This window comes from Aeromonas sanarellii, from assembly GCF_000820085.1.
In the GTDB taxonomy this organism is placed as follows: Bacteria; Pseudomonadota; Gammaproteobacteria; order Enterobacterales; family Aeromonadaceae; genus Aeromonas; species Aeromonas sanarellii.
In genome coordinates this window covers 1-22433 of sequence record NZ_CDBN01000032.1, presented here as the reverse complement: position 1 = coordinate 22433, position 22433 = coordinate 1, and the positions used below count along the sequence as shown (strand labels likewise).

At 63.5% G+C, this 22433-nt stretch carries 20 protein-coding genes and 2 pseudogenes; 12 read left to right on the top strand and 10 right to left on the bottom strand.

Annotation, left to right across the window (positions count from 1 at the left end; genetic code table 11):
- Positions 1 to 34: 34 nt before the first annotated feature.
- From BN1132_RS06350 to BN1132_RS06330, 5 genes are all read right to left on the bottom strand, one after another.
- On the bottom strand, positions 35 to 1564 hold the full coding sequence (locus BN1132_RS06350; RefSeq protein WP_042076062.1) for an efflux RND transporter periplasmic adaptor subunit: 1530 nt from the start codon (positions 1562 to 1564) through the stop codon (positions 35 to 37).
- Between the two features lie 247 nt (positions 1565 to 1811).
- Positions 1812 to 2312: a hypothetical protein gene (locus tag BN1132_RS06345; protein ID WP_042076060.1), complete on the bottom strand. Its 501-nt coding sequence runs from the start codon at positions 2310 to 2312 to the stop codon at positions 1812 to 1814.
- Between the two features lie 185 nt (positions 2313 to 2497).
- Complete coding sequence (gene xthA / locus BN1132_RS06340; RefSeq protein ID WP_042076059.1) at positions 2498 to 3304, bottom strand: exodeoxyribonuclease III; 807 nt, start codon at positions 3302 to 3304, stop codon at positions 2498 to 2500.
- A gap of 252 nt (positions 3305 to 3556) precedes the next feature.
- Positions 3557 to 4519 (bottom strand): ion channel, encoded by a 963-nt coding sequence (locus tag BN1132_RS06335; RefSeq protein WP_042076058.1) that lies wholly within the window; start codon positions 4517 to 4519, stop codon positions 3557 to 3559.
- A 59-nt stretch (positions 4520 to 4578) separates the two neighbouring features.
- Positions 4579 to 6225 carry a response regulator gene (locus BN1132_RS06330; RefSeq protein ID WP_042076055.1) on the bottom strand — a complete coding sequence of 549 codons (1647 nt, stop codon included), beginning with the start codon at positions 6223 to 6225 and terminating at the stop codon, positions 4579 to 4581.
- Positions 6226 to 6495: 270 nt separating this feature from the next.
- On the opposite strand from BN1132_RS06330, the gene BN1132_RS06325 reads away from it, so the two are divergent.
- Positions 6496 to 6921 carry an Hsp20/alpha crystallin family protein gene (locus tag BN1132_RS06325; protein ID WP_042076053.1) on the top strand — a complete coding sequence of 142 codons (426 nt, stop codon included), beginning with the start codon at positions 6496 to 6498 and terminating at the stop codon, positions 6919 to 6921.
- Positions 6922 to 6966: 45 nt separating this feature from the next.
- Here the strand turns inward: BN1132_RS06325 and BN1132_RS06320 are convergent, their stop codons facing one another.
- Positions 6967 to 8010, bottom strand: a complete 1044-nt coding sequence (locus tag BN1132_RS06320) for an FAD:protein FMN transferase (protein WP_042076050.1) — start codon at positions 8008 to 8010, stop codon at positions 6967 to 6969.
- Between the two features lie 301 nt (positions 8011 to 8311).
- Here BN1132_RS06320 and azu point away from each other — a divergent pair, with 301 nt between their 5' ends.
- Positions 8312 to 8752 (top strand): azurin, encoded by a 441-nt coding sequence (gene azu, locus BN1132_RS06315; RefSeq protein WP_042076049.1) that lies wholly within the window; start codon positions 8312 to 8314, stop codon positions 8750 to 8752.
- Positions 8753 to 8808: 56 nt separating this feature from the next.
- On the opposite strand, the gene BN1132_RS06310 is transcribed toward azu, so the two are convergent.
- Positions 8809 to 9366 (bottom strand): HutD family protein, encoded by a 558-nt coding sequence (locus BN1132_RS06310; RefSeq protein WP_042076047.1) that lies wholly within the window; start codon positions 9364 to 9366, stop codon positions 8809 to 8811.
- 263 nt (positions 9367 to 9629) lie between these two features.
- Between BN1132_RS06310 and BN1132_RS06305 the strand changes: the two genes are divergently transcribed.
- Positions 9630 to 10598, top strand: coding sequence for a nucleoside hydrolase (locus BN1132_RS06305; RefSeq protein WP_042076045.1), 969 nt, complete (start codon positions 9630 to 9632; stop codon positions 10596 to 10598).
- Positions 10599 to 10728: 130 nt separating this feature from the next.
- On the top strand, positions 10729 to 11055 hold the full coding sequence (locus BN1132_RS06300) for a DUF3634 family protein (RefSeq protein ID WP_042076044.1): 327 nt from the start codon (positions 10729 to 10731) through the stop codon (positions 11053 to 11055).
- A 90-nt stretch (positions 11056 to 11145) separates the two neighbouring features.
- Here the strand turns inward: BN1132_RS06300 and BN1132_RS06295 are convergent, their stop codons facing one another.
- The gene (locus BN1132_RS06295) at positions 11146 to 12054 is read right to left on the bottom strand and encodes a LysR family transcriptional regulator (protein WP_042076039.1); all 909 of its coding nucleotides are present in this window, start codon (positions 12052 to 12054) and stop codon (positions 11146 to 11148) included.
- A 119-nt stretch (positions 12055 to 12173) separates the two neighbouring features.
- Between BN1132_RS06295 and BN1132_RS06290 the strand changes: the two genes are divergently transcribed.
- The 8 genes and pseudogenes from BN1132_RS06290 (at position 12174) to BN1132_RS06255 (ending at position 20036) form a co-directional block, all read left to right on the top strand.
- Entirely contained in the window at positions 12174 to 12617 is a 444-nt protein-coding gene (locus BN1132_RS06290) for a carboxymuconolactone decarboxylase family protein (RefSeq protein WP_042076037.1), read from the top strand.
- 504 nt (positions 12618 to 13121) lie between these two features.
- Positions 13122 to 14177 (top strand): cytochrome o ubiquinol oxidase subunit II, encoded by a 1056-nt coding sequence (cyoA, locus tag BN1132_RS06285; protein WP_084202631.1) that lies wholly within the window; start codon positions 13122 to 13124, stop codon positions 14175 to 14177.
- Between the two features lie 3 nt (positions 14178 to 14180).
- Entirely contained in the window at positions 14181 to 16157 is a 1977-nt protein-coding gene (gene cyoB, locus BN1132_RS06280; RefSeq protein WP_042076036.1) for a cytochrome o ubiquinol oxidase subunit I, read from the top strand.
- Positions 16126 to 16773, top strand: a pseudogene (locus tag BN1132_RS06275) (cytochrome o ubiquinol oxidase subunit III); the annotation flags it as partial. The gene cyoB and the pseudogene BN1132_RS06275, both read left to right, overlap by 32 nt.
- Before the next feature lie 74 nt (positions 16774 to 16847).
- Positions 16848 to 17180, top strand: coding sequence for a cytochrome o ubiquinol oxidase subunit IV (locus BN1132_RS06270; protein WP_042076034.1), 333 nt, complete (start codon positions 16848 to 16850; stop codon positions 17178 to 17180).
- A gap of 8 nt (positions 17181 to 17188) precedes the next feature.
- Positions 17189 to 18082 carry a heme o synthase gene (gene cyoE / locus BN1132_RS06265; protein ID WP_042076033.1) on the top strand — a complete coding sequence of 298 codons (894 nt, stop codon included), beginning with the start codon at positions 17189 to 17191 and terminating at the stop codon, positions 18080 to 18082.
- A 166-nt stretch (positions 18083 to 18248) separates the two neighbouring features.
- Positions 18249 to 19610 carry an MFS transporter gene (locus BN1132_RS06260; protein ID WP_042076032.1) on the top strand — a complete coding sequence of 454 codons (1362 nt, stop codon included), beginning with the start codon at positions 18249 to 18251 and terminating at the stop codon, positions 19608 to 19610.
- A 57-nt stretch (positions 19611 to 19667) separates the two neighbouring features.
- Positions 19668 to 20036, top strand: coding sequence for a DUF1428 domain-containing protein (locus tag BN1132_RS06255; RefSeq protein WP_042076031.1), 369 nt, complete (start codon positions 19668 to 19670; stop codon positions 20034 to 20036).
- 86 nt (positions 20037 to 20122) lie between these two features.
- Here the strand turns inward: BN1132_RS06255 and BN1132_RS06250 are convergent.
- Positions 20123 to 21226 (bottom strand): annotated as a pseudogene (locus BN1132_RS06250) (ElyC/SanA/YdcF family protein).
- 136 nt (positions 21227 to 21362) lie between these two features.
- The gene (locus BN1132_RS06245) at positions 21363 to 22256 is read right to left on the bottom strand and encodes a LysR family transcriptional regulator (protein WP_042076030.1); all 894 of its coding nucleotides are present in this window, start codon (positions 22254 to 22256) and stop codon (positions 21363 to 21365) included.
- Positions 22257 to 22433 lie beyond the last annotated feature (177 nt).

Sequence of the window (22433 nt, the reverse complement as noted above, 5' to 3'; positions counted from 1 at the left end):
CGGTTGCCTGTCAGGCAGCGAATGATGGCAGGGATCATGACTTCTTCTCCATCTCGGGCATCGCCATCTGATGCTGGCCATGGTCCATGCCTTCCATTTGCTCCATCTCATCCGTTGCTGGCTTGGTGGCGTCGCCGGTTACTGGCGCTTGTTCCTGATGGATGGTGGTGATGCGATATTCATCCCCCTCCTGCATCACCTGCAGGTGCAGGGTCTGTCCCTCGGTCAGCTTGCTCATGTCGACCCCCTCGGCCACGGTGAACTCCATCTCCATGGCGGGCCACTGCCACTCGGGGATGGGCTGGTGGGCGACCATCAGGGTACGCCCGGCCAGGTCGATGCCTTGCACCTCCCCCTGGGTCCAGATCTGGGCGGGGCGCACCGCCGTCATGCGCTGGAAGTCCGAGTCGATGGCCGACTCCGAGTCGAGCAGGAACTGGGCCGAGCTGACGATGCTGTCCCCCGCTTCGACCCCCGCCTTGATGGCCACCTTGTCGCCAAACTGGGGGCCCAGGGTGACGGCCACCGACTTGAAGCTGCCATCCCCCAGCGCCAGCACCAGCCTGTCTTGGCTGCCGGTGCGGATCACCGCTTCGCTCGGCACTACCAGTCGGGGCTCGCCCTTGCCTGTCTGAATCGTCACCTTGGCGAACATATTGGGTTTCAGAAACTCGTCCGGGTTGGCGAAGCGCAGCCGTACCTTGAGGGTGCGGGTAGCGGCATCCAGGGTCGGGTAGAGGTAATCGACCCGACCCTGCCACTGGCGGCCCGGGGCGTAGTCCAGGGTCATGGTGACCGGATCGCCCACCTTCAGCTGGGCGGCCTGACGCTCGAACACCTCGGCACTCACCCACACCTGCTTGAGGGTGCTGATGTTGAACAGGGCCGCGGCGGGCTCCACATACTGGCCCTCGCGCACCTTCAGCTCGGAGACATAGCCGCTGCTCGGGGCATAGATGCGCACCGTATCCTGCACCTGACGGCTGCGCTTGAGGGCCGCTATCTGATCCGCCGGCACCTGCAGGGATTTCAGCTTGCCCTCGGCGGCGCGCAGCAGCAGCGGGTTGGTGGTGTTGAGGGCCAGCAGGTATTCGTGCTGGGCGTTGACCAGATCCGGAGCGTAGAGCTCGTAAATCAGGCTGCCTTTGCTCACTTGCTGCCCCTCGCTCTTGATGGCGAGGGTGCGGATCCAGCCCGCCATGCGGGCGTTGACCGCCTCCAGCCTGTCCTCGTCATAACCGACGTAGCCCACCGTCTCGACCTGCTGGTGGATAGGCAATTTCTCCACCTTGGCAAGCCGCACCCCCAGGTTCTGCTGGATCTCGGGGCTGATGGTGACGGTGCCGGGCGACCCTTCCTGTTTTTCCTCATAGACGGGAATGAAGTCCATCCCCATGTTGTCCTTGGCGGGGCCGTCGCGCTTGTCGCGGGGATCCATGGGGTTGACCCAGTAGAGGGGCTGCTTCTCGGCGCTGGCGCCATCCGTGGTCTGTTTGGCGGCCCAGTAGCCGCCGCCGGCCCCGAGGGCGAGCAGCAGGGCAGACAGGATCAGCGTCTTGTTCATGACTGGCCTCCGGCGCGAGTCTGCAGGCAGAGCGTGCGGGAGGGCAGGGCGCCACGGGGCGCAAATGTCTTGGATGATGACATGGTACTTCTTCTCTCGTATCGGGCCATCGTCCGGCCTTGAGCGGATGCGGTGCTGGCGCTCGGCGGACGGGGTTGGCCGACCATAGGGGCAGGGCCGATGGATCGGCCGCTGCACGGCATGGCGATGGCAGTGCCATCGCCCGGGCTAACGGGAGAAGCGGTTTCTAATGGCGCAGCACGGACAGCATCAGATGCCGTCTGGGCCAGGAGGGGGGATGGGTACCACGCAGGCGCAGGAAGGGATCCCGCAACCAGTTGTCCAGCAGGGGGCCGATATTCCACGAAGAGGGGAGCAACAGCAGGGGCAGCAACAGCAGTGACAGCAGCATGCCGAGCAGGGGGGGCGCACTGGCGGCGCCGGAGAAGCCGGGCTGCATTTGACACTCATTCCCCGGCAGGGTCCCCGCATTCAGTGTGCCCGAATGGCAGGAGAGGGAGGCGGTGTCGATCTGGTCAGGGGTCATGGCGGCGTGCCGTACCGGCCCGCTCTGGTGCAGCCCATGAGACAGGGAGAGCTGTGGCGGGGTCAGGATGGGACCGGATGCGTCGCCCGGGAGGGGGGTGGCCACCCCATGCCAGCCGATGCACAGGGTGAGATTGCAGACGAGCACCAGCGCCAGCAATAGCCGGGCGATGAGCGCTGTGGGCAATCTCGATGACAACATGGTGCAGGTTCCCTGTGACGTATGGGATGAATGTAAACCTTACCTATAGGAGAAGGTCAAGGTTCGACCTGTACCATCTGCCAAAGAGTTGATATGGATTAAGAAATGCCGGCTTGGCAGACGAAGAAGCCCCCGCGTGGCGGGGGCTCAGGGTCAGGAGTGACAGGGCAGCCCGACGGCCGGGATCAGGCGAAGCAGGTCCAGATGGGGGCGTGATCGGAGGGCTTGTCGATGCCGCGCAGCTCGTAGTCGATGCCGGTCTCGGTCACCTTGTCCTTGAGGGCGTCGGAGGCCATGATGAGGTCGATGCGCAGACCCCGGTTCTCGTCAAAGCCCCTGGAGCGGTAGTCGAACCAGGAGAAGCGCTCGCACTCGGTGGGGTTGGCGGCGCGGAAGGTGTCGGTCAGGCCGAACCCCTTGAGCCGTTCCATCCACTCCCGCTCGATGGGCAGGAAGGAGCACTTGCCATCCCGCAGCCAGCGCTTGCGATTCGCCTCGCCGATGCCGATGTCGAGATCCGTGGGGGAGATGTTCATATCCCCGATCAGCGCTATCTGGTCGTCCGGGCTGTGGTGGGTCTCGAGGTAGTGCTGCAAATCTTCATAGAACTTCTGCTTGGCCGGGAACTTGGTCTCGTGATCCTGGCTCTCCCCTTGCGGGAAATAGCCGTTCATCACTGTGATGATGGAGCCATCTTCCCGCTGGAAGTCGGCCATGATCATGCGGCGCTGGGCGTCTTCCTCATCGGTGGGGAAGCCTTTTTGCACCTTGAGCGGCTTCTGCTTGCTCATGATGGCCACCCCGTAGTGACCCTTCTGGCCGTGGAATTCCACGTGATAGCCCATGGCCTCCACGTCCGCCACCGGGAAGGCCTCGTCGTGGACCTTGATCTCCTGCAGGCCGATCACATCCGGCTGGTGTTTGTCGATAAGTGCTTGCAACTGATGAAGACGGGCGCGCAGGCCATTGATATTGAAAGAGATGATCTTCATGTTCGGGGTGCTCATGTCGTTTTTGTTCGTCGCTTATTGGACTAGGAATCCGCGATGGATGCAAGTTCGGGGGCTGTGACTGGCGCAGCGGCTCGGTAACCTGTTCACGATCTGTCGCGAGAGGCTGTCAGCAAGGTGAAGCGCAGCAGAGGAACCGGAGTGTATATGTATACATGAGAGCTCCTGGCTACACATAAGCGAGGAGCACATGAGCCTTGGCAGCGGCCTCGCAGCAAGATCGTGGACAGGTTTTTAGCGGGTCATCTTCTTGACAAACACCACCACGAACAGCGCCAGCGTGAAGCTGCCGGTGAAGGCCTCGAAGGCGGCGAAGATCCGCGACAGGCCGACCGGGGTGAAGTCCCCATAGCCCAGGGTGGTGAAGGTCACCACGCTGTAATAGAGGCATTCCAGCAGGAAGATGGCGTTCTGCTCCAGGGGGGCGTCCGGGCGGTAGATGAGGTGGTTGCCCGCGAAGTTGAGGCCGCAGAAGAAGTAAAAGATGCTGCAGATGACGATGAGCAGCAGGGAGAAGAGCACCACCCGCATGGGGGCCTCGCCGTAGCCGCAGAAGAGATCCACTATCCAGGAGGCGAAGCGCTGATAGGACCAGAACGGCATCTGCAGGCGGCGCATGGTGAGCTCCTGCTGGATGTAGCGCCCGGACATGGTGAAGATGCCCTGGGCTTCCGAGGCCTTGCGCAGGTCCCGGTAGGTCTCTTCCGCCTCCTTGAACCAGACGCGGGCCTGTGCCGGGTCACGCTCGCGGCGCCCCTTTCTGTCCTGCATCAGCCGCCTGCCGGTGTCCAGGTTGTCGAGCCGGGTGTTCTTCCAGCGAATGCCGAGCAGGTTGACGTCGTCGAGGGTTGCACAGTGCAGGTTGGCCTCGCTCAGATCGGCCTTCATCAGGCTGCCGCCCTTGATCCGGATGCCGTAGAGGTGGGCGCCACGCAGGTTGGCGCGATAGAGGTTGCACTGCTCCAGCAGAAAGCCTTCCGGCGCCCCCTTGTTCACCAGGTTGAGGCCGGCCAGCTCGGCGCGGGCCAGTTGCAGGCCGTGGCACAGGCCTCCCTGGCGCACATAGTGCTCCAGCGCCTCGGCGGTGCCCGGGGAGTGGTGATCGCCCTTGGGATCGTGCCAGCGACACAGATCCTGTTCTCCCGCCTCTTCGCAGCAGTGGCGGCCATCGGCCACCAGGTATCGGCACATTCCCATGGCGTTGCCCCTCCCTTCCCTGAGTCAGTATCAGCATAGGTGAGGGGACGAGCGGCAGATCAGCTGCTCTGGTGGTATTCCTGGCGCAGCTTGCGAAAACGCTCCTGCTGGGCCGGGTTCAGGGGAATGCCCTCCAGCACGTCCAGGGTCTCCCTGCACTCGGCGCCAAATTCCGGGCTCTTGCGGTTCTTCTGCATCAGTTGCAGCAGCACCTGGATCTTGTTGAGGGCCGCCCCGGTATTGGCGGGAGCCCGGCGCAGCGCCTCGCGAAAATGGCCGAGGGCCTGCTCCAGCTCCCCGGCCTGATAGGCCTTGATCCCCAGATCGTTGAGCTGCTGGTAACGCTGGCGGCGCTCCTGCACCGTCTTGTCGTCCCGGGTCACCCGGATGCAGGTGGTGAGCAGCCTGTCCTCATCCTCCGCCAGCAGTCCCTGCAGGCTCTCGGCGTACTCGAACTCCCCGAGCTGGTAGAGGGCGAGTATGGTCTCGCCGAGCAGGGCGGGGGGCATGGTGTCCGGCTTGTCCAGCCAGTTCTGGTTCGCGCGATAGAGCATCTTCTTGCCCTTGAGCAGCTCCCCGAGGGCGATGCGCACCCTGGCCTGGCAGATCTGCTCGAACACCGGGTAGTTGAACTCCGCCATCATCAGAGAGTCGCGAATGCGCGACAGGGCCGAGTTCACCTGCTTTTGCAGGTTGGCGATGTGGTAGCCGTCGTTGCTGTTGAGGGCGTAGAGGGTCAGGGTCTGGATGTAGGCCCCGAGATAATGCGGCGTGCGGTGGATGGAGTTGCGCGACAGGTCGATGAGGGACAGCAGCACGTCCTTGGCCTGGGCGTAGTCGTGGCGCAGCAGGCAGACCTCTGCCAGCCGGCGGGAGAGCTGCACCGACTGGGGGGAAATGTCCACCGCCCGCCTGAGCTCCTGCTGGGCCTGCTCCTCCTTGCCCAGGGCCTGCAGGGACTCCGCCAGCCAGAGGTAGGCTTCCACCATCAGGGGAGTGTGCTTGAGGGTCGCCTGCAGGTGGCTCACCGCCTCCTCATGCAGCCCCAGGGTGTGGCAGGCCTTGCCCAGGGTCAGCCGGGCCCAGCTGTTCTCCTGCCCCGCCAGCAGCTGGCGCATCAGGCTGCGGGCCTCCTTCGCCTGGCCCAGCTTGAGCTGGGTGTCGGCCTGCAGGCAGCGGCAGAAGTTGGCGAAGCGCGGCGCCGTGTCGGCCTGTCTGGCACAGGCCTCGACCAGGGCAGGCAGATCGTCCCGGGTGAGGGCGGTGAAGACGCTCTCCAGGGCCTGGCGGCGGGCGAGGGCGCGTTTGAGGCGAAACGAGAACTGCTCCTGGGAGAAGGGCTTCATCAGGTATTCGTCGGGTTCGGCCTCCAGCGCGCTCAGCACCATGGCGCGGGAGCCGTCGCTGCTGACCATGATCACCACGCTCTGGGGGGGGATGAGCTTCTGATCCCGCAGGCTCTCCAGCAACTGGCGGCCGTTTTCCCCGGACCCCAGCTCGTAGTCGAGCAGATAGATGTCGAAACTCTCTTTCTGGCAGCGGCGGCGCGCCTCGTCGGCGGAATTGGTGTAGGTGATCCGGTTGATGCCGATGTTGATCAGCATCGCCTTCATCATCATCTGAAAGGAACGCTGCTCGTTGACCAGCAGGATATGCCTGGACTTGGGCTGGGCTTTCTTCTCTGGTGCGGGATCCGGTGTCTGCATCTGTCTTGCATCAGGCGCTGCGGGCTGGTGAAGGAAGTGTGCCATCAAAGTCCGCAGACAGGCAATCGGACGCGGGCCGAGCCCCCGCTTTTTCCCGCCGGGAGCGGATCGCAAAAATGCACGCCGCACCCTTGATCTTCATCAAGGAGAGGCGAAATGGCAATGGCGAAGGCCGGCCCGGTTTTTAGACTTGAAGAGAGGCAGATCCCGGCGTTCCGCAGAGGGGCGGATGCCCGTCCATGCCTCGTGTGCACCAGAAGGAGGAATCAAATGAGTTTGCTACCGAGCCGCACCAGCCTGTTTGATGACCTGTTCCACGACATGGCCTCCGGCTTCTATATCCGCCCCCTGCACGGGGATCCGCTGCCCAGCCAGATCAAGCTGGATGTGCGGGAGAGCGACGGCGGTTATCTGCTGCAGGCCGAGCTGCCCGGGGTTGCCCGGGAGGACATACAAGTGGACGTGCATGGCAAGCTGGTGACCCTGAAGGCGGAGATCCGCCAGTTTGACAGCCAGAACAAGGATGAACGTGCCCTGCGCAGCGAGCGCTACTTTGGCAGCGTGTCGCGCACCGTCGAGCTGCCGGTGGAGGTGTCACCGGAGCAGGTGAGCGCCAGGTTCGACAACGGCATCCTCACCCTGCGCCTGCCCAAACAGACGGTGACTCCGGCGCCCCACCGCATTCCCATCGAATAGCGGTACCATGATGTAAAGAGGCCCCGCCGTGCGGGGCCTCGTCGTTCATGGCTCGCTGCGCACCAGATAGGGGGCAAACTCGGGGGTGTGGCGCGCCACAAACCCCTGATCCGTCTTCTCGATGAGATAGACCGCGAGCCTGTGCTCCTTGGCAAAGGCCATCGCCCGCTCGGGCCCCATCACCATGAGGGCGGTGTCGAGGGCGTCGGCTTCCAGCGCGGTCGGGGTGATGACGCTGGCGGAGACCAGTCTGTGGGTCACGGGCTCGCCGGTGGCGGGATCGATGATGTGGGAGTAGCGCTTGCCGTCCAGCTCGTAATAGTTGCGATAGCTGCCGGCGGTGCTCACCGCCATGCCGTTCGGGGTGACCACGTCCTCGATGGCGCCCGGCCTGTCCGAGGGTTCGACGATGGCCACCCGCCAGGGGTTGCCCTTGGCGTTGCGGCCCTTGCTGCGCACGGCGCCCGCCACCTCGATGAGGTAGTTGTGCACCCCTCTTCGCTCCAGCAGGCCGGCTATCTCGTCGGAGGCCGCTCCCTCGCCCAGGGTGGAGAGGTCCAGATAGAGCCCCGGTATGGCCTTGCCGAGCAGGAAGTGATCTCCTTGGGGTGTCAGGCTCAGCTTGTCGATGCCGACCCTCGCCCTGGCCTGGGCGATCTGCTCGGCGCCGGGGCGCTGGGTCGGGCGCTTGTCCGGCCCGAAGCCCCAGAGGTTGACCAGGGGACCCACGGTGACATCCAGGGCGCCCAGGGTGAGGCGACCTGCGTCCATGCCCTGTTGCACAATCTTCGCCATGGTGGCCGGGATGACCTGGGGAGGCTGCCCCGTCCCCTGGTTGAAGCGGGAGATGAGGGAGGCGGGATCATAGGTGGAGATCTCCTGGTTCAGGCGCGCCAGCAGGGTCTCCACCTCCTGTTGCAGGGCGCCCTGTCCTCCGGGGAAGGGGTCGCTCAGGGTCACCGCATAGTAGGTGCCCATGGTGCTGCCCTGAATGCGGGTCTGGGTCGGGGCTGGCTGACAGGCGGCCAACAGCAGCATCAGGGAGAGCAGCAGGGCGCGCGGTGCCTGGCGCAGGGAAGAGGTGTGCATCTGTCATTCTCGCGGGAGTCGTCGACGGGTGAGCAGCTTAGCCAAGGGCGTTCGGGTTGGCGAGCTGGCCAAGGGCGCCAACCCTGCAAATAATTAAGCCGGACGGCCCGTTGACCAATCCGGTCCCTTGTCGTGTCGCGGGGGAGAGGAGTGACCCGGCCCGCATCTTTGAGCAAAAACCGTCGTCCCCCGGTGACATCTGGGTACAATGAAGATCGATTTTGACAGCATCTTTGCCTGGTGCCGCTCGGACTTTCGAGGCGAGTTTGCTGTCTTCCATCGCCAATCAAAGGAGAAGATGATGAAAAAGGTGTTAGCCCTGCTGCTTCTGAGCTCCCTCGCCGCCCCCGCCCTGGCCGATGAGTGCGCATTGGTCATCGAAGGCAATGATGCCATGCAGTTCAACCAGAAAGAGATGAGCGTGCCGGCCACCTGCCAGGAGGTGACAGTGACCCTCAATCACACCGGCAAGCTGCCGGTGGCCAACATGGGTCACAACTGGGTGCTGGCCAATACTGCCGACTACCAGGCCGTCGCCACCGCGGGCATGAGTGCCGGTGCCGATCACGACTACCTGCCCAAGGACGACGCCAGGATCCTGGCGCACACCAAGCTGGTGGGAGGGGGCGAAAGCACCAGCGTCACCTTCAAGACCGAGGGGTTGGCAGGCAAGGATCTCACCTTCTTCTGCTCCTTCCCCGGCCACTTCGCCATGATGAAGGGCAGCTTCAAGGTAGGCTGATCCGCCCGCACTTCATGCCAATCAAAAGCCGGGATTGCCCGGCTTTTTTGTGCCCGTTATCTGGCTTGCAGGGTAAAGAAGGCGAGGGTGGTCTTCTTCTGACACTCGAAGCGGATGCTCTGCTCGCCGTTGACCACCAGGGTTTCGTTGATCGCCACGGCCTGGCCTGCCACCGTCAGTTCGCCACTGAGCAGGTGGCAGAGGTAGGTCTTGTCCGCCTCCAGGGTGAGGGTGAGCGGGAAGGGGACGTTGAGCACCCGCACGTTGGCGCTGACGCGTTCGGGGTGGTAGATGAGCCCTAGATCCGTCACCTCTTTTTTCAGCAGTTCGCAGTGGGTCTCGTCATCGCCGCTGAAGTGGGCCGCCTCGAAGGTGGCATAGGGGTGGCCGTTGAGCACGAAGCCGGCGCCGCTGACGGGCAAGAGGATACGCTGATAGCCGGGAAATTTGGAGAAGGGGCCCGCCGTCTTGATGGGCGCCGAGCTCAGGCGGTAGTCGAAGTCGAGTTTGTCCAGGCTCGCCCCCTTGGGGGAGATAAGTATCTGGGCCGTGGTGCCCTGCCTGTTTTTCCAGGGCATCTTCAACTGGTCGGACTCTTTAATCAGGGTGATCACGATGGCGCCTCGGCGGGTGGATGAGAGAGGTGGACAAGGAGGCCAAGTGATACCACCCCGATTGCCCTCCGGCAAGGCGCAGGTCACCTCGGCAAGCCCGACTGGCCAGAATATGGCCGTTGTCCGGCCGGTGTTGGCATGGGCGCGTTCGGGAGCCGGGTTGATGCAGGCAGGGAGGCAGATGAGACGTCAGGGTTGTGATCCCGGCGCTGTTAAAGCGGCGCCGGCTCGCTACACTGGCTGCTCTGTCCAATGGAGGCCCCATGACCCACAAGATCATTCTGGATACGGATCCCGGCATCGACGACGCCATGGCCATTCTCTTTGCCGAGGCGCACCCTGCCATCGAGCTGCTCGCCATCACCACTGTGTTTGGCAACGCCACCATAGAAAACGGCACCCGCAACGCGCTCTGGCTCAAGCAGAAATACGGCATGCAGGCGGACGTGGCCCAGGGCGCCGCCACCCCCCTGCGGCGCGACCCCGTGGGCCCCACCACTGTGGTGCACGGCCCCACCGGCTTTGGCGACGTGCAGGCCGGGGCGGTGACCCTCAGCCCGGATCCCCGTCCGGCTTGGCAATACATCGTCGAGACGGTGAAGGCCCACCCCGGCGAGATCACCCTGGTGACCATAGGGCCGCTGACCAATCTGGCGCTGGCGCTCGAGGCGGCCCCCGAGGTAGCCGCCCTGGTGAAGCAGGTGGTGGTGATGGGCGGCGCCTTCGGCGTCAACGGTCATCGCGGCAACGTGAGCCCTTATGCCGAGGCCAATATCCACGACGATCCGGAGGCGGCGGATCGGGTCTTCACCGCCGACTGGCCCGTGGTGATCATCGGGCTCGACGTCACCCAGCAGAGCTTCTTCAGCAGCGCCTACCTGGATGCGCTGCGGGACCAGGCGGGGGAGCCGGGCCGCTTCCTGTGGGACGTGAGCCGCTTCTACCTGCGCTTCTATTCCGAGCGGATCGGGCTCGATGGCTGCCACGTGCACGATCCGTCCGCCATCGCCTATGTGATAGATCCTTCCCTGTTCACCCTGAGGGAGGGGCCGGTGCGGGTCGTCGACAGCGGCCCCGCCATCGGCCATACCCTGCAGAAGTTCGATGGCAAGGCCCATCCCCACGACGGCTGGGCCGGCTATCCTGCCCAGCGGGTCGGGGTGGCGGTGCGGGATCAGGCGCTGCTGGCCCTCTATCGGGATACCCTGACTGCCTGGGGCAGGGGGCGCTGAGCTCGGCGCAGTGGGCCCTGTGGTCGGGCCGCGGGCGCTGTCCGGTGGGCAAAGCGTGATGCCCGCCAGATAACGGACCGCCGCCGCGCCCTATACTGACCCAGACAAGGATATGGATGGAGGATTGTGGATGGCCTGGCTCTCTTTGGTGGTGGCGATCGCCCTGATCTGGTGGCTGATGAAGCTGGGGCGTGGCGCCCTGTTCGAGATCCGGCTCGCGCCGGGCAAGGTGGTGGTGAAACGGGGCTCGGTGTCGCCGCGCTTCCTGGATCAGGTGAAGCAGATCCTGCGCCAGGATCCGGTGCGTGGCCGCATCCTGGGGCAGCGCGACGGCAGCGGCGTCAGGCTCGTCTTCTCCCGCTCCATCCCGGAGCCCGTGGCACAGCGCCTGCGCAACGTCTTCCCCTACGGGGATTATCGCACGACCCCGACACCGGACGGGCGCAAGCCCCGCTGAGTCATCGTGACGCCCCTCATGTCCAGACGCCGGGCCCTCTGCCCGGCGTCTGCTTTTTTCTGCCCGCCATCGACGAGGCGCTTGCCGCGATCAGCGCGGCCCTTGCAGGGGCGCCATCGCCTCGACCAGAAAGTCGATGAAGGCGCGGGTCTGGGGGGTGAGGAAGCGGCCGCCGCGAAACACCGCGTGGATCTCGTCGTGGCGATCCTCGTAGGGGGAGGCCTGCCACTCGGGCAGCAGCGGCACCAGGGTGCCGTCGTCCAGGCTCTGCTGCACCATCCAGCTCGACAGCAGCAGGATGCCGCACCCCGCCCGGGCGGCGCAGAGCAGGGGCGTACCGCCGACCGAGGCGAGGTTGCCCTGCACCGCGACCCTGTGCCGCTCGGTGCCCCTTCGAAAGTGCCAGTGCTGACGCTGGCGGCCATGACCGCGAATGAGGCAGTTGTGGTGGGCCAGATCGGCGGGATGGGCGGGTTCGCCATGGCGCGCCAGATAGGCGGGGGAGGCGACCAGCAGAGCCCGGTTGGTGAGCAGGTGGCGGGCGTGCAGGCCGCTGTCCACGGGCCGTCCGATGCGCACCGCCACGTCCACGTTTTCGGCGTCGAGATCCACCAGGCGGTTGTCCAGCTCGATCTCGAGCCGCACCCCGGGATAGCGGGCCAGAAAGTCCGGCAGACGGGGCGCCAGCCAGGCCGCACCGAAGCTCTCGAACACCGAGACCCGAAGCGGCCCCTGCGGTGCCACCGACAGGGGCTGCAGGGATTGCACCAGCTGGTCGGCCTCCTCCAGCAGGGGCAGGGAGCGGGCGAGAAAGTACTCCCCCTGGCTGGTCAGCACCAGTTGGCGGGTGCTGCGCTTGAAGAGCGGGATCCCCAGCTGCTGCTCCAGGGCATCGATGGCGCGGGTCACGGAGGAGGGGGCCAGGTTGAGGGCGCGGGCGGCACGGGAGAAGCTGCCCGACTCCACCACCTGGGCCAGGGTGCGGATGCGATCCAGCATGGAATCACCTTTGCGATATACGCAAAACTGTTGCAGGTTTTGTCGGTATTCTACCGGCGAGTGAAAGGGTAAATAATGGGCCCATCGCCCATGTCGGGCCTCTTCACGGGAGCATCACCATGTCACAACGTATCCAGCTTGCCAGCCAGATCCCCGCCGCCATCCAGGCCATGCGGGGACTGGAAGCCTATCTCGGCGGCACCGACATTCCCCTGTCGCTCAAGGAGCTCATCAAGCTGCGCGCCTCCATGATTAACGGCTGCGCCTACTGCATCGAGATGCACGCCGAGGTGGCGATGAAGCATGGGGAGAGTGCGCAGCGGCTGCTGGCGCTCGCCGCCTGGCGCGAGTCGCCGCTGTTCGATGGGCGGGAGCGGGCGGTGCTGGCCCTGACCGACGAGGTCACTTCGATCGCCGACCAGGGGCTCACGGAGCAGACCTATGGGGAGGCGCTGGCCCAATTGGGGGAGAGTCTGCTGGCCCAGTGCCTGATGCAGGCTGTCACCATCAATGCCTGGAACCGGATCGCCGTTGCGACCCGGATGGAACATGCCCATCCCTGAATGCCGACCCCTGGCGGGGCTCGCCTATCCTCTGCAACGGGTCCGATGAGGACCCGTTTTTCATGGCGGGTTCCGGAAAGAGAGGCGCTCTGTCCGCTTTGATCGGCCTCAAGAAGTTAATCATACGATTGTTTGATTAATTATTTTTTTATTCCTTTCCCGAATATGCGTATCCAGATCAAGGAAGCACGGGGTGGCCTGTGTATCGAAGAGGGGTTGTTTGGCTCTTTTTGTCACCGCAGATCCGGTTGAAAATAGAGCGATGCGGTTGTTTCGGTTAATTAGTGGGCGTTTTTGGCGAAGGGATAAATTAACGGAAGATGAATCGTTCGAGTGTGATTTGAATAAATTGGTCATTGTCAAGGGATTAACATCTGACACGGCTTTCCATCACCTTTGGAACATTTTTGGGATTAATTTTTCATGTTGTTCACATGCCGCTCTGATGCAATAAAATGCTGCATTTTTTTATACCAATAAGCCTTCAAAAGATGAGGACATTGCATGAGACTCTTTGATGTGAAGAGGGGCTTGGGCGCTTTGCTGTTGCTCGCGACTGCCAGCTTGCTGAGCGGCTGCGACATGGCTCTGATGAGCCCCAAGGGGCAGGTTGGTCTGGAGCAGAAGTCACTGATATTGACCGCACTCGGCTTGATGCTGATCGTGGTGGTGCCCGTGATTGTGATGGCGGTGGCGTTCGCTTACAAATACCGAGCGTCCAACACCAGCGCCACCTATGCGCCGGACTGGGCCCACTCCAACAAGATTGAGGCAGTCGTCTGGACTGTGCCCGTCATCATCATCGCCATCCTGGCGGTGATCACCTGGAAAACCTCCCACTCTCTCGACCCTTACAAGCCGCTGGAATCCGACGTCAAACCGATCCAGGTCGATGTCATCTCCCTCGACTGGAAGTGGCTGTTCGTCTATCCGGAGCTGGGGATCGCCTCCGTCAACGAGCTGGCCTTCCCGGTCGACACCCCGGTCAACTTCCGGGTGACCTCCGACACCGTGATGAACTCCTTCTTCATCCCCCAGCTGGGCGGCCAGATCTACGCCATGGCCGGCATGCAGACCAAGCTGCACCTGATTGCCAACGAGGCGGGCGAGTACAAGGGCATCTCGGGCGGCTACAGCGGTGCCGGCTTCTCCGGCATGAAGTTCAAGGCCATCGCGACCCAGGATCAGGCCGGTTTCGACGCCTGGGTAGCCAAGGTGAAGGCCTCTTCCAAGGCGCTGAACACCATGGATGAGTTCGATGCCCTGGCCAAGAAGAGCGAAAACCACCCGGTGGAATACTTCGCCAGCGCCGATCCCAAGCTGTTCGTCAACATCATCAACAAGTTCATGGGCGGCATGTCCCATGGCGGTCACGACACCCAGAAAGCGGGCGCCGCGGACCACGAGGGCATGAACCACGAAGCCATGAATCATGACGCCATGAACCATGAGGCCCCGACCGAGGGTGCCATGGACGAGCAGGCCATGAACCATGATGCTCATGCCGGACACATGGCCATGTCGGCCGACAAGAGTGTGAAAGCAGGATCCGAGGAATAATCGATGTTTGGAAAATTGACACTCGAGGCTATTCCGTACCATGAACCCATCATCATGGTCACGATAGCCGGTATCATCTTGGGTGGGCTGGCCATCGCCGGTCTCATCACTTACTACGGCAAGTGGCAATATCTGTGGAAAGAGTGGCTGACCTCGGTCGACCACAAGCGCCTCGGTATCATGTATCTCATTCTGGGCATGGTCATGCTGCTGCGCGGCTTCGCCGACGCGGTCATGATGCGTGGTCAGCAGGTCATGGCCTCCGCGGGCAGCGAAGGCTACCTGAATGCCCATCACTACGACCAGATCTTCACCGCCCACGGCGTCATCATGATCTTCTTCGTGGCCATGCCGCTGGTGATCGGCCTGATGAACATAGTGGTGCCGCTGCAGATCGGCGCCCGTGACGTCGCCTTCCCCTTCTTGAACAACCTGAGCTTCTGGTTTACCGCCGCGGCCGTGGTGCTGATCAACGTCTCCCTCGGGGTCGGTGAATTCGCCCAGACCGGCTGGCTGGCCTATCCGCCCTTGTCGGGGCTGGAGTTCAGCCCGGGGGTCGGGGTCGACTACTGGATATGGAGTCTGCAGATCTCCGGTCTCGGAACCCTGCTGACCGGCGTGAACTTCTTCGCCACCATCATCCGCATGCGTGCCCCCGGCATGACCATGATGCGCCTGCCGGTCTTCACCTGGACCGCCCTGTGCGCCAACATCCTGATCATCGCCTCCTTCCCTATCCTGACCGTCACCATCGCCCTGCTGACCGCAGACCGCTACCTGGGTACCCATTTCTTTACCAATGACATGGGTGGCAACATGATGATGTACATCAACCTGATCTGGGCCTGGGGTCATCCCGAAGTGTACATCCTGGTGCTGCCGGTGTTCGGTATCTTCTCCGAAGTGGTGGCCACCTTCTGCAAGAAGAAGCTGTTCGGTTACACCTCCCTGGTGTGGGCGACCGTGGCGATCACCGTGCTGTCGTTCATCGTGTGGCTGCACCACTTCTTCACCATGGGGTCCGGTGCCAACGTGAATGCCTTCTTCGGCATCACCACCATGATCATCTCCATCCCGACCGGGGTGAAGATCTTCAACTGGCTGTTCACCATGTACCGCGGTCGCATCGAGTTCAGCTCCCCCATGCTGTGGACCGTCGGCTTCATCATCACCTTCACCGTAGGTGGTATGACCGGGGTACTGCTCTCCGTGCCGGCCGCCAACTTCGTGCTGCACAACAGCCTGTTCCTGATCGCCCACTTCCACAACGTCATCATCGGCGGCGTGGTGTTCGGCTGCTTCGCCGGTATCACCTACTGGTTCCCGAAGGCGTTCGGCTTCAAGCTGGATGACGTCTGGGGCAAGCGCGCGTTCTGGTTCTGGATCACCGGCTTCTTCGTGGCCTTCATGCCGCTCTACGTGCTGGGCTTCATGGGCATGACCCGCCGCGTCAGCCAGAACATCGATCCCGAGTTCCACGGCTGGCTGGTGGTAGCTGCCTGCGGCGCCGGGCTGATTGCGCTGGGCGTACTGTGCCAGGTCATCCAGATCGTGGTCAGCATCCGCGACCGCGAGAAGAACCGCGACCTGACCGGCGACCCCTGGGGTGGCCGTACCCTGGAGTGGGCTACTTCCTCTCCGCCCCCCTTCTACAACTTCGCCATCGAGCCGAAGGTGAAGGGTCTGGACGCCTTCTGGGAAGCCAAGCAGGACGGCAGCGCCTATCGCAAGCCGGCCCAGTATGCCCCCATCCACATGCCCAAGAACTCCGGCGCCGGCGTCATCATCGCCGCCTTCAGCACCCTGTTCGGCTTTGCCATGATCTGGCACATCTGGTGGATGGCCATCGCCGGCTTCATCGGCATGATCGCCACCTGGATCATCCACAGCTTCAACGACGATGTGGACTACTACGTACAGGTTGACGAGATCGAGCGCATCGAAGGTCAGCATTTCGACAACATCAACAAGGTGGCTTAATTCCATGGCGACTGACGTACTACATCACTCTCACGGTGCCCATGAGGATGGGCACCACGATGCCGGTGCCACCAAGGTATTCGGTTTCTGGATCTACCTGATGAGTGACTGCATCCTGTTCGCGACCCTGTTCGCGACCTATGCGGTCCTGGTCAACGGCACTGCCGGCGGCCCCACCGGCAAGGACATCTTCGAACTGCCGTTCGTGTTTGCCGAAACCATGCTGCTGCTGCTGAGCTCCATCACCTTCGGGTTCGGCATGCTGGCCATGAACAAGAACAAGGTCGCGGCGGTCAACACCTGGCTGTTCGTCACCTTCCTGCTGGGTGCCGGCTTCATCGCCATGGAGATCTACGAGTTCCATCATCTGATCGTCAATGATGCGGGCCCGGATCGCAGCGGCTTCCTGTCTGCCTTCTTCACCCTGGTGGGGACCCACGGTATCCACGTGACCAGCGGCCTTGTCTGGATCATCGTGATGATGGTGCTGATCACCAAGAAGGGGCTGACCGATCGCAACCGTACTCGCCTGATGTGCCTGAGCCTGTTCTGGCACTTCCTCGACGTGGTGTGGATCTGCGTCTTCACCGTGGTCTATCTGATGGGGGTCATGTAAATGAGTCATTCCGTTGACATTGACTGGGCCAGCCACGGCAGCGCTAGAACCTATCTGATGGGGGCAATGTAAAAATGAGCAATCATACCGTTGACAATCACGGCGCCAGCCACGGCAGCGTCAAGTCCTACCTGATCGGCTTCGTGCTGTCGCTCATCCTGACCGCCGTGCCGTTCTGGATGGTGATGGATGGCTCCGCCTCCCACGCCGTGGTGCTCGGCACCGTGGTGGCCATGGCGGTGGTGCAGATCTTCGTGCACCTGGTCTACTTCCTGCACATGAACACCTCGTCCGAGGAGCGCTGGAACCTGGTGGCACTGGTCTTTACCGTGCTCATCATCGCCATCGTGGTCGTGGGTTCCCTGTGGATCATGTACAACCTCAACATCAACATGATGGTTCACTGAGCGGGTTGATGATGATGAAGCAATACCTGCAAGTGACCAAGCCGGGCATCATCTTCGGCAACCTCATCTCGGTGATCGGGGGATTCCTGCTGGCCTCGAAGGGGAGCCTGGATGTGCCCCTGTTCATCCTGACCATGGTGGGGGTGTCACTGGTGGTGGCCTCCGGTTGCGTGTTCAACAACTACATCGACCGGGACATCGACTGCATCATGGAGCGCACCAAGAACCGCGCCCTGGTGCGGGGGCTCATCGCCCCCGGTGTATCGCTCTGGTATGCGACGGCGCTGGGCGTTGCGGGCATTGCACTGCTCTACTTCGCGGCCAATCCGTTGGCCGCCTTGCTGGCGGTGCTGGGCTTCCTGGTCTATGTGGGGGTCTACAGCCTCTATATGAAGCGGCACTCTGTCTATGGCACCCTGGTCGGCAGCCTCTCCGGCGCCGCGCCGCCTGTCATCGGCTACTGCGCGGTGAGCGGTCAGTTCGACTCGGGGGCCCTGATACTGCTGGCGATCTTCAGTCTGTGGCAGATGCCGCACTCCTATGCGATCGCCATCTTCCGCTTCAAGGACTACCAGGCCGCCAACATACCCGTGCTGCCGGTGGTGAAGGGCATTTCGGTGGCCAAGCACCACATCACCCTCTACATCCTGGCGTTTATGGTGCCGACCCTGATGCTGTTCCTCGGTGGCTACGCCGGTTACAAGTATCTGGTGGTGGCCACCGCGGTGAGCGTCTGGTGGCTGGGGATGGCGCTGTCGGGCTACAAGGCGGCGGTGGACGACTCCCTCTGGGCGCGCAAGCTGTTCATGTTCTCCATCGTCACCATTACCTGCCTGAGCGTAATGATGTCGGTGGACTTCCAGCCGGACGCCGCGCCTGTGCTGGTGAGCATGCTGCCCTGATAGTGTGAACTGCACCCCTGAAATGCATGAAATCCAGAGCCGGGAACCTTCCCGGCTCTGCTATTATGGGCGCCGCCCTGCGAGGGGCATCGCCGACTTTTTCGGGGGTGGCCGAGATCCTGTCACCCCTTTCTTTCCCTCTTCTTTTTGACTCATCGAGGCCCTCATGAATGATTTCACCATGACGAGGGGCGAGCGACGCGCGACCTGGGCGCTCGGCTCCGTCTTCTCGCTGCGCATGCTCGGCATGTTTATGGTGCTGCCGGTGCTCACCACCTACGGCATGTCCCTGGCGGGCGCCTCCGAGGCGCTCATCGGGCTTGCCATCGGCATCTACGGCATGACCCAGGCCCTGTTCCAGATCCCCTTCGGCCTGCTCTCCGACAAGGTGGGGCGTAAGCCCCTCATCGTCGGCGGCCTGCTGATGTTTGCCCTTGGCAGCGTCATCGCCGCCCTGAGCGACTCCATCTGGGGGGTCATCGTCGGGCGCGCCCTGCAAGGGAGCGGCGCCATCTCCGCCGCCGTCATGGCGCTCCTGTCGGATCTCACCCGGGAGCAGAATCGCACCAAGGCCATGGCCTTCATCGGGGTGAGCTTTGGCATCACCTTCGCCATCGCCATGGTGACCGGCCCCCTCATCACCCATGCCCTGGGCTTGTCGGGCCTGTTCTGGCTCATCGCCCTGCTGGCCCTGGCCGCCATCGCCATGGTGCTCTGGGTGGTGCCGATCCCGGCGGCCCACCTGCAAAATCGCGAGTCCGCCATGGTGCGCGGCAGCTTTCGCACCGTGCTCACCAATCCTCGCCTGCTCAAGCTCAACCTCGGCATCCTCTGCGTCCACACCCTGCTGATGTCGAGTTTCGTGGCCCTGCCGCCCCTGCTGGAGCGCGCCGGCCTGCCCCGTGACAGCCAGTGGCAGGCTTATCTGGTCACCATGCTGGTGGCCTTCGTGAGCGTGGTGCCCTTCATCATCTATGCGGAGAAGCACCGCCAGATGAAGCGGGTCTTCCTCGGCTGCGTGGTGGTGATGCTGGCCGCCGAGCTGGTGCTCTGGCAGAGCGGCCAGCAGCTGTGGGGCCTGCTCGCCGGGTTGCAGCTCTTCTTCATCGGCTTCAACGTGATGGAGGCGCTGCTGCCCTCCCTCATCAGCAAGGAGTCCCCGCCGGGCTACAAGGGCACCGCCATGGGGGTCTACTCCACCAGCCAGTTCCTCGGGGTTGCCATCGGCGGTAGCCTCGGCGGCCTGCTCTACAGCCTGGGGGGCGGCCCCCTGGTGTTTGGCGGCTGCGCCGCCCTGGCCCTCGTCTGGCTCGGGGTGAGCCTCACCATGGCCGAGCCCCCCTATGTCAGCAGCCTGCGCATCGTGCTGCCGGAAGGGGTCGAGGCCACCCCGGCCCTGGAGCAGCGGATCCGCGCCTGCGAGGGGGTGAGCGACGTGCTGCTGGTGCGCGAGGAGCACTCCCTCTATGTGAAGGTGGACAGCAAGCGCCTGACCCGCAGCGATCTGGAGCGGCTGGTCTCTCTTTGAGGGTGACCTGGGGCACGGCTGCTATGCTGAGATCCTCACTCACAGGAGGAAAGGCTCATGTCATATGTGGACGGATTCGTGATCGCCGTGCCGACGGTCAACAAGCAGGCCCTGATCGACCATGCGGGGCTGTTTGACCCCATCTTCCTCGAATATGGGGCCACCCGGGTGCTGGAGTGCTGGGGGGATGACGTGCCCCACGGCAAGCAGACCGACTTTTACCGCGCGGTGGCGGCCAAGGAGGACGAAAGCGTGGTCTTCTCCTGGGTGGAGTGGCCGAGCAAGGCGGTACGGGACGAGGCCATGACCAGGATGATGCAGGACCCCAGGATGGATCCGGCCAGCCCCATGCACCAGACCATGCCCTTCGATGGCGCCCGCATGATCTTCGGCGGCTTCACCACAGTGCTGGAGCTCAAGGGCTGAAACCACGCCAGCGACACAAAAAGCCCGTCAGATGATGAAAAAGCCCGCCATTCGGCGGGCTTTTTGCTGGGCGTCATGCCATGGGATCAGCGCTCCACCAGCGGGGCCGAGCGGTAGCTCCAGAGGCCATAGGTGCGCAGGGCGTCGCGGTAGATGCCGAGAAGCTCCTCCGGGCTTGCCTTGGCCAGGGCCGAGAGGGGCTTGTCCGGGTAGGCGACGCTGTCGATGCGGATAGTGGCCGGGCCGCTCTGCTAGCAGGCGATTTCCAGCAGGGTCTGGCCCCGGCGTACGTGGCTCGCCGAGCTCACCAGGGTGGCGTACTCAATCTCGTGGCGGGCGAGGACATAGCCGCTGTAGAGGGCGTTCTCCACCGTGCTGGTGGCGTAGTTTTCCTCGATGATGCGGGAGCGGTCGATGCCCTTCTTCGCCAGCCAGTCCGCCATCAGCTTGCCCTCGGTCTGGCGGTTCTGGGGCACACCGCCGGTGAGGATAACGAGGGCCGCCGGATCGGCCTGGGCCAGGGCGCGGGTGGTCTCGAGGCGCCCCAGCAGGATCTCGTGCATGGAGCCATCGGGATTGAGGGCATAGCCCAGGGTGACGATGGCGCGGCGCCCCTTCTTCTCGCCCCGTCCCTGACGCTCCTTGAGGGGGGTGGCGACCACCCGGTCCACGGTTTCGAACAGCCGCTGCAGATCGGCGGCGCGACCGGCGTTGAGTTCGCCGACTCGCTTGAGGTAGCCATCGGCCTTGGCCTGGTTGCCCTTGAAGCGCTGCCAGGTGGCCAGATAGGTGTTGATGTCCAGATCGTCCGGCGCGGCGCTCTGGGCCTGCTCGAACAGGGCGATGGCCCTCTCCACGTTGCCGTTGTAGATCTGGGCGTTGGCCGCCGAGACGAGCAGATCGGTGCGATAGGGCTCGAGCTGGTGGGCCTCCAGCAGCAGGGTGGTCACCTGCTCCATGTTGCTCGGCATCTTGGCGGTGAAGCCCGCATCGGAGACCCGGGCGGGGGAGTGGAAGATGCGGGCGGCGTCTGCCAGCAGTTGATCCACCACCTTGCGCTTGCTGATGAACTGCTCGTAATTCTGCTCCTTTTGCAGGGAGCGCACCGGGGCGGCCCCGGCATCGGGTGAGACAAAGAGCGGCAGCGCCAGCAGGCTGGCCAGGGTCAGGGCAATCGCGGTTTTCTTCATCGTGGTACTCCACTTGGGGGGCCATGCCGTGGCATGACCCCGGAGTGCTTCTCCAATCAAAACAGACGCTTGGTTTGCTGCCTACTCTACTCCCTTCCCGATGAAAAAAACGTGAACCGTTCCGGTTATCGGGCCCTCAGCGCAGCCCCAGGCGCTGCTGCAGGAAGGCGAGCCAGGCCACCACCTTGGCGGGCAGGTGGCGGCGCCTGGGATAGAGGCACCAGATGCCGTGCTCGGGCAGGGCATGGTCTGGCAGCAGGGGCACCAGCCGACCGGCGGCGAGATCCCGCGCCACGATGAAGTCCGGCATGTTGCCGATGCCGAGCCCCGCCAGCAGCGCGGTGTGGATGGCGTCGCTGTTGTTGACCTCGAAATTGCCCCTGGGGGTGATGGCCACCTCTCCCTCGGGTCCGTGCAGCCGCCACTGGGTGCCGCCGCGAAACAGGGAGTAGAAGAGGCAGTTGTGGCGCTCGAGATCGGCCGGGGTGCGGGGCGTGCCGGCCCGCGCCAGGTAGGCGGGGGAGGCGCACAATGTGCTGAGACAGGGGGCGAGGCGGCGGGCGACCAGGCTCGAATCCTCCAGCGCGCCGATGCGCACCGCCACGTCGAACCCCTCGGCCACCAGATCCTGCTGGGCGTCGCTCATCTCGAGCTGCAACTGCACCTCGGGGTGGAGGGCGAGAAACTCGGGGACAAGGGGGGCGATGTGGCGCCGGCCATAGACCATGGGCACCGTCACTCGCAGCAGGCCGCGGGGGGCCGATTGCAGGGCGCCGATGGCATCTTCCCCGTCGCAGGCCAGGCGCACCGCATGGCGCACCGTCTCGAAGTAGCGCTCTCCCGCCTCGGTGAGGGTGAGGGAGCGGGTGGTGCGATAGAGGAGCTGGCAGCCGAGGGCCTGCTCGAGCTGGCTCACCTTCTTGCTCAGCACCGACTTGCTGAGACCGAGCTGACGGGCGGCGCCGGAGAAGGTGCCCGCCTCCACCACGGCGACGAAGGCCGGGAGCAGGGCGAAGGCTTCCTGGTTCATGCTGTTCTCGATATGGAAACAATGTTGTTCTATGAGGGTAGATTATCCCCAAATGAAAAACAATTTACCCTGCTCGCCAGTTCAACCAAGGAGCAACCCCATGATCCCCCCGCTTGTTGACCGCGGCCCCGACCGCCCCGCCCTCGGCCAGACCCTGGGCGCCCTGGCCGCCTTCGC

What these genes read in the sequence shown, in the direction of transcription:
- BN1132_RS06350 (WP_042076062.1), bottom strand. Translation starts at nt 1,564, where the DNA reads ATGAACAAGACGCTGATCCTGTCTGCCCTGCTGCTCGCCCTCGGGGCC.
- BN1132_RS06345 (WP_042076060.1), bottom strand. Translation starts at nt 2,312, where the DNA reads ATGTTGTCATCGAGATTGCCCACAGCGCTCATCGCCCGGCTATTGCTG.
- xthA (WP_042076059.1), bottom strand. Translation starts at nt 3,304, where the DNA reads ATGAAGATCATCTCTTTCAATATCAATGGCCTGCGCGCCCGTCTTCAT.
- BN1132_RS06335 (WP_042076058.1), bottom strand. Translation starts at nt 4,519, where the DNA reads ATGGGAATGTGCCGATACCTGGTGGCCGATGGCCGCCACTGCTGCGAA.
- BN1132_RS06330 (WP_042076055.1), bottom strand. Translation starts at nt 6,225, where the DNA reads ATGCAGACACCGGATCCCGCACCAGAGAAGAAAGCCCAGCCCAAGTCC.
- BN1132_RS06325 (WP_042076053.1), top strand. Translation starts at nt 6,496, where the DNA reads ATGAGTTTGCTACCGAGCCGCACCAGCCTGTTTGATGACCTGTTCCAC.
- BN1132_RS06320 (WP_042076050.1), bottom strand. Translation starts at nt 8,010, where the DNA reads ATGCACACCTCTTCCCTGCGCCAGGCACCGCGCGCCCTGCTGCTCTCC.
- azu (WP_042076049.1), top strand. Translation starts at nt 8,312, where the DNA reads ATGAAAAAGGTGTTAGCCCTGCTGCTTCTGAGCTCCCTCGCCGCCCCC.
- BN1132_RS06305 (WP_042076045.1), top strand. Translation starts at nt 9,630, where the DNA reads ATGACCCACAAGATCATTCTGGATACGGATCCCGGCATCGACGACGCC.
- BN1132_RS06300 (WP_042076044.1), top strand. Translation starts at nt 10,729, where the DNA reads ATGGCCTGGCTCTCTTTGGTGGTGGCGATCGCCCTGATCTGGTGGCTG.
- BN1132_RS06295 (WP_042076039.1), bottom strand. Translation starts at nt 12,054, where the DNA reads ATGCTGGATCGCATCCGCACCCTGGCCCAGGTGGTGGAGTCGGGCAGC.
- BN1132_RS06290 (WP_042076037.1), top strand. Translation starts at nt 12,174, where the DNA reads ATGTCACAACGTATCCAGCTTGCCAGCCAGATCCCCGCCGCCATCCAG.
- cyoA (WP_084202631.1), top strand. Translation starts at nt 13,122, where the DNA reads ATGAGACTCTTTGATGTGAAGAGGGGCTTGGGCGCTTTGCTGTTGCTC.
- cyoB (WP_042076036.1), top strand. Translation starts at nt 14,181, where the DNA reads ATGTTTGGAAAATTGACACTCGAGGCTATTCCGTACCATGAACCCATC.
- BN1132_RS06270 (WP_042076034.1), top strand. Translation starts at nt 16,848, where the DNA reads ATGAGCAATCATACCGTTGACAATCACGGCGCCAGCCACGGCAGCGTC.
- cyoE (WP_042076033.1), top strand. Translation starts at nt 17,189, where the DNA reads ATGATGATGAAGCAATACCTGCAAGTGACCAAGCCGGGCATCATCTTC.
- BN1132_RS06260 (WP_042076032.1), top strand. Translation starts at nt 18,249, where the DNA reads ATGAATGATTTCACCATGACGAGGGGCGAGCGACGCGCGACCTGGGCG.
- BN1132_RS06255 (WP_042076031.1), top strand. Translation starts at nt 19,668, where the DNA reads ATGTCATATGTGGACGGATTCGTGATCGCCGTGCCGACGGTCAACAAG.
- BN1132_RS06245 (WP_042076030.1), bottom strand. Translation starts at nt 22,256, where the DNA reads ATGAACCAGGAAGCCTTCGCCCTGCTCCCGGCCTTCGTCGCCGTGGTG.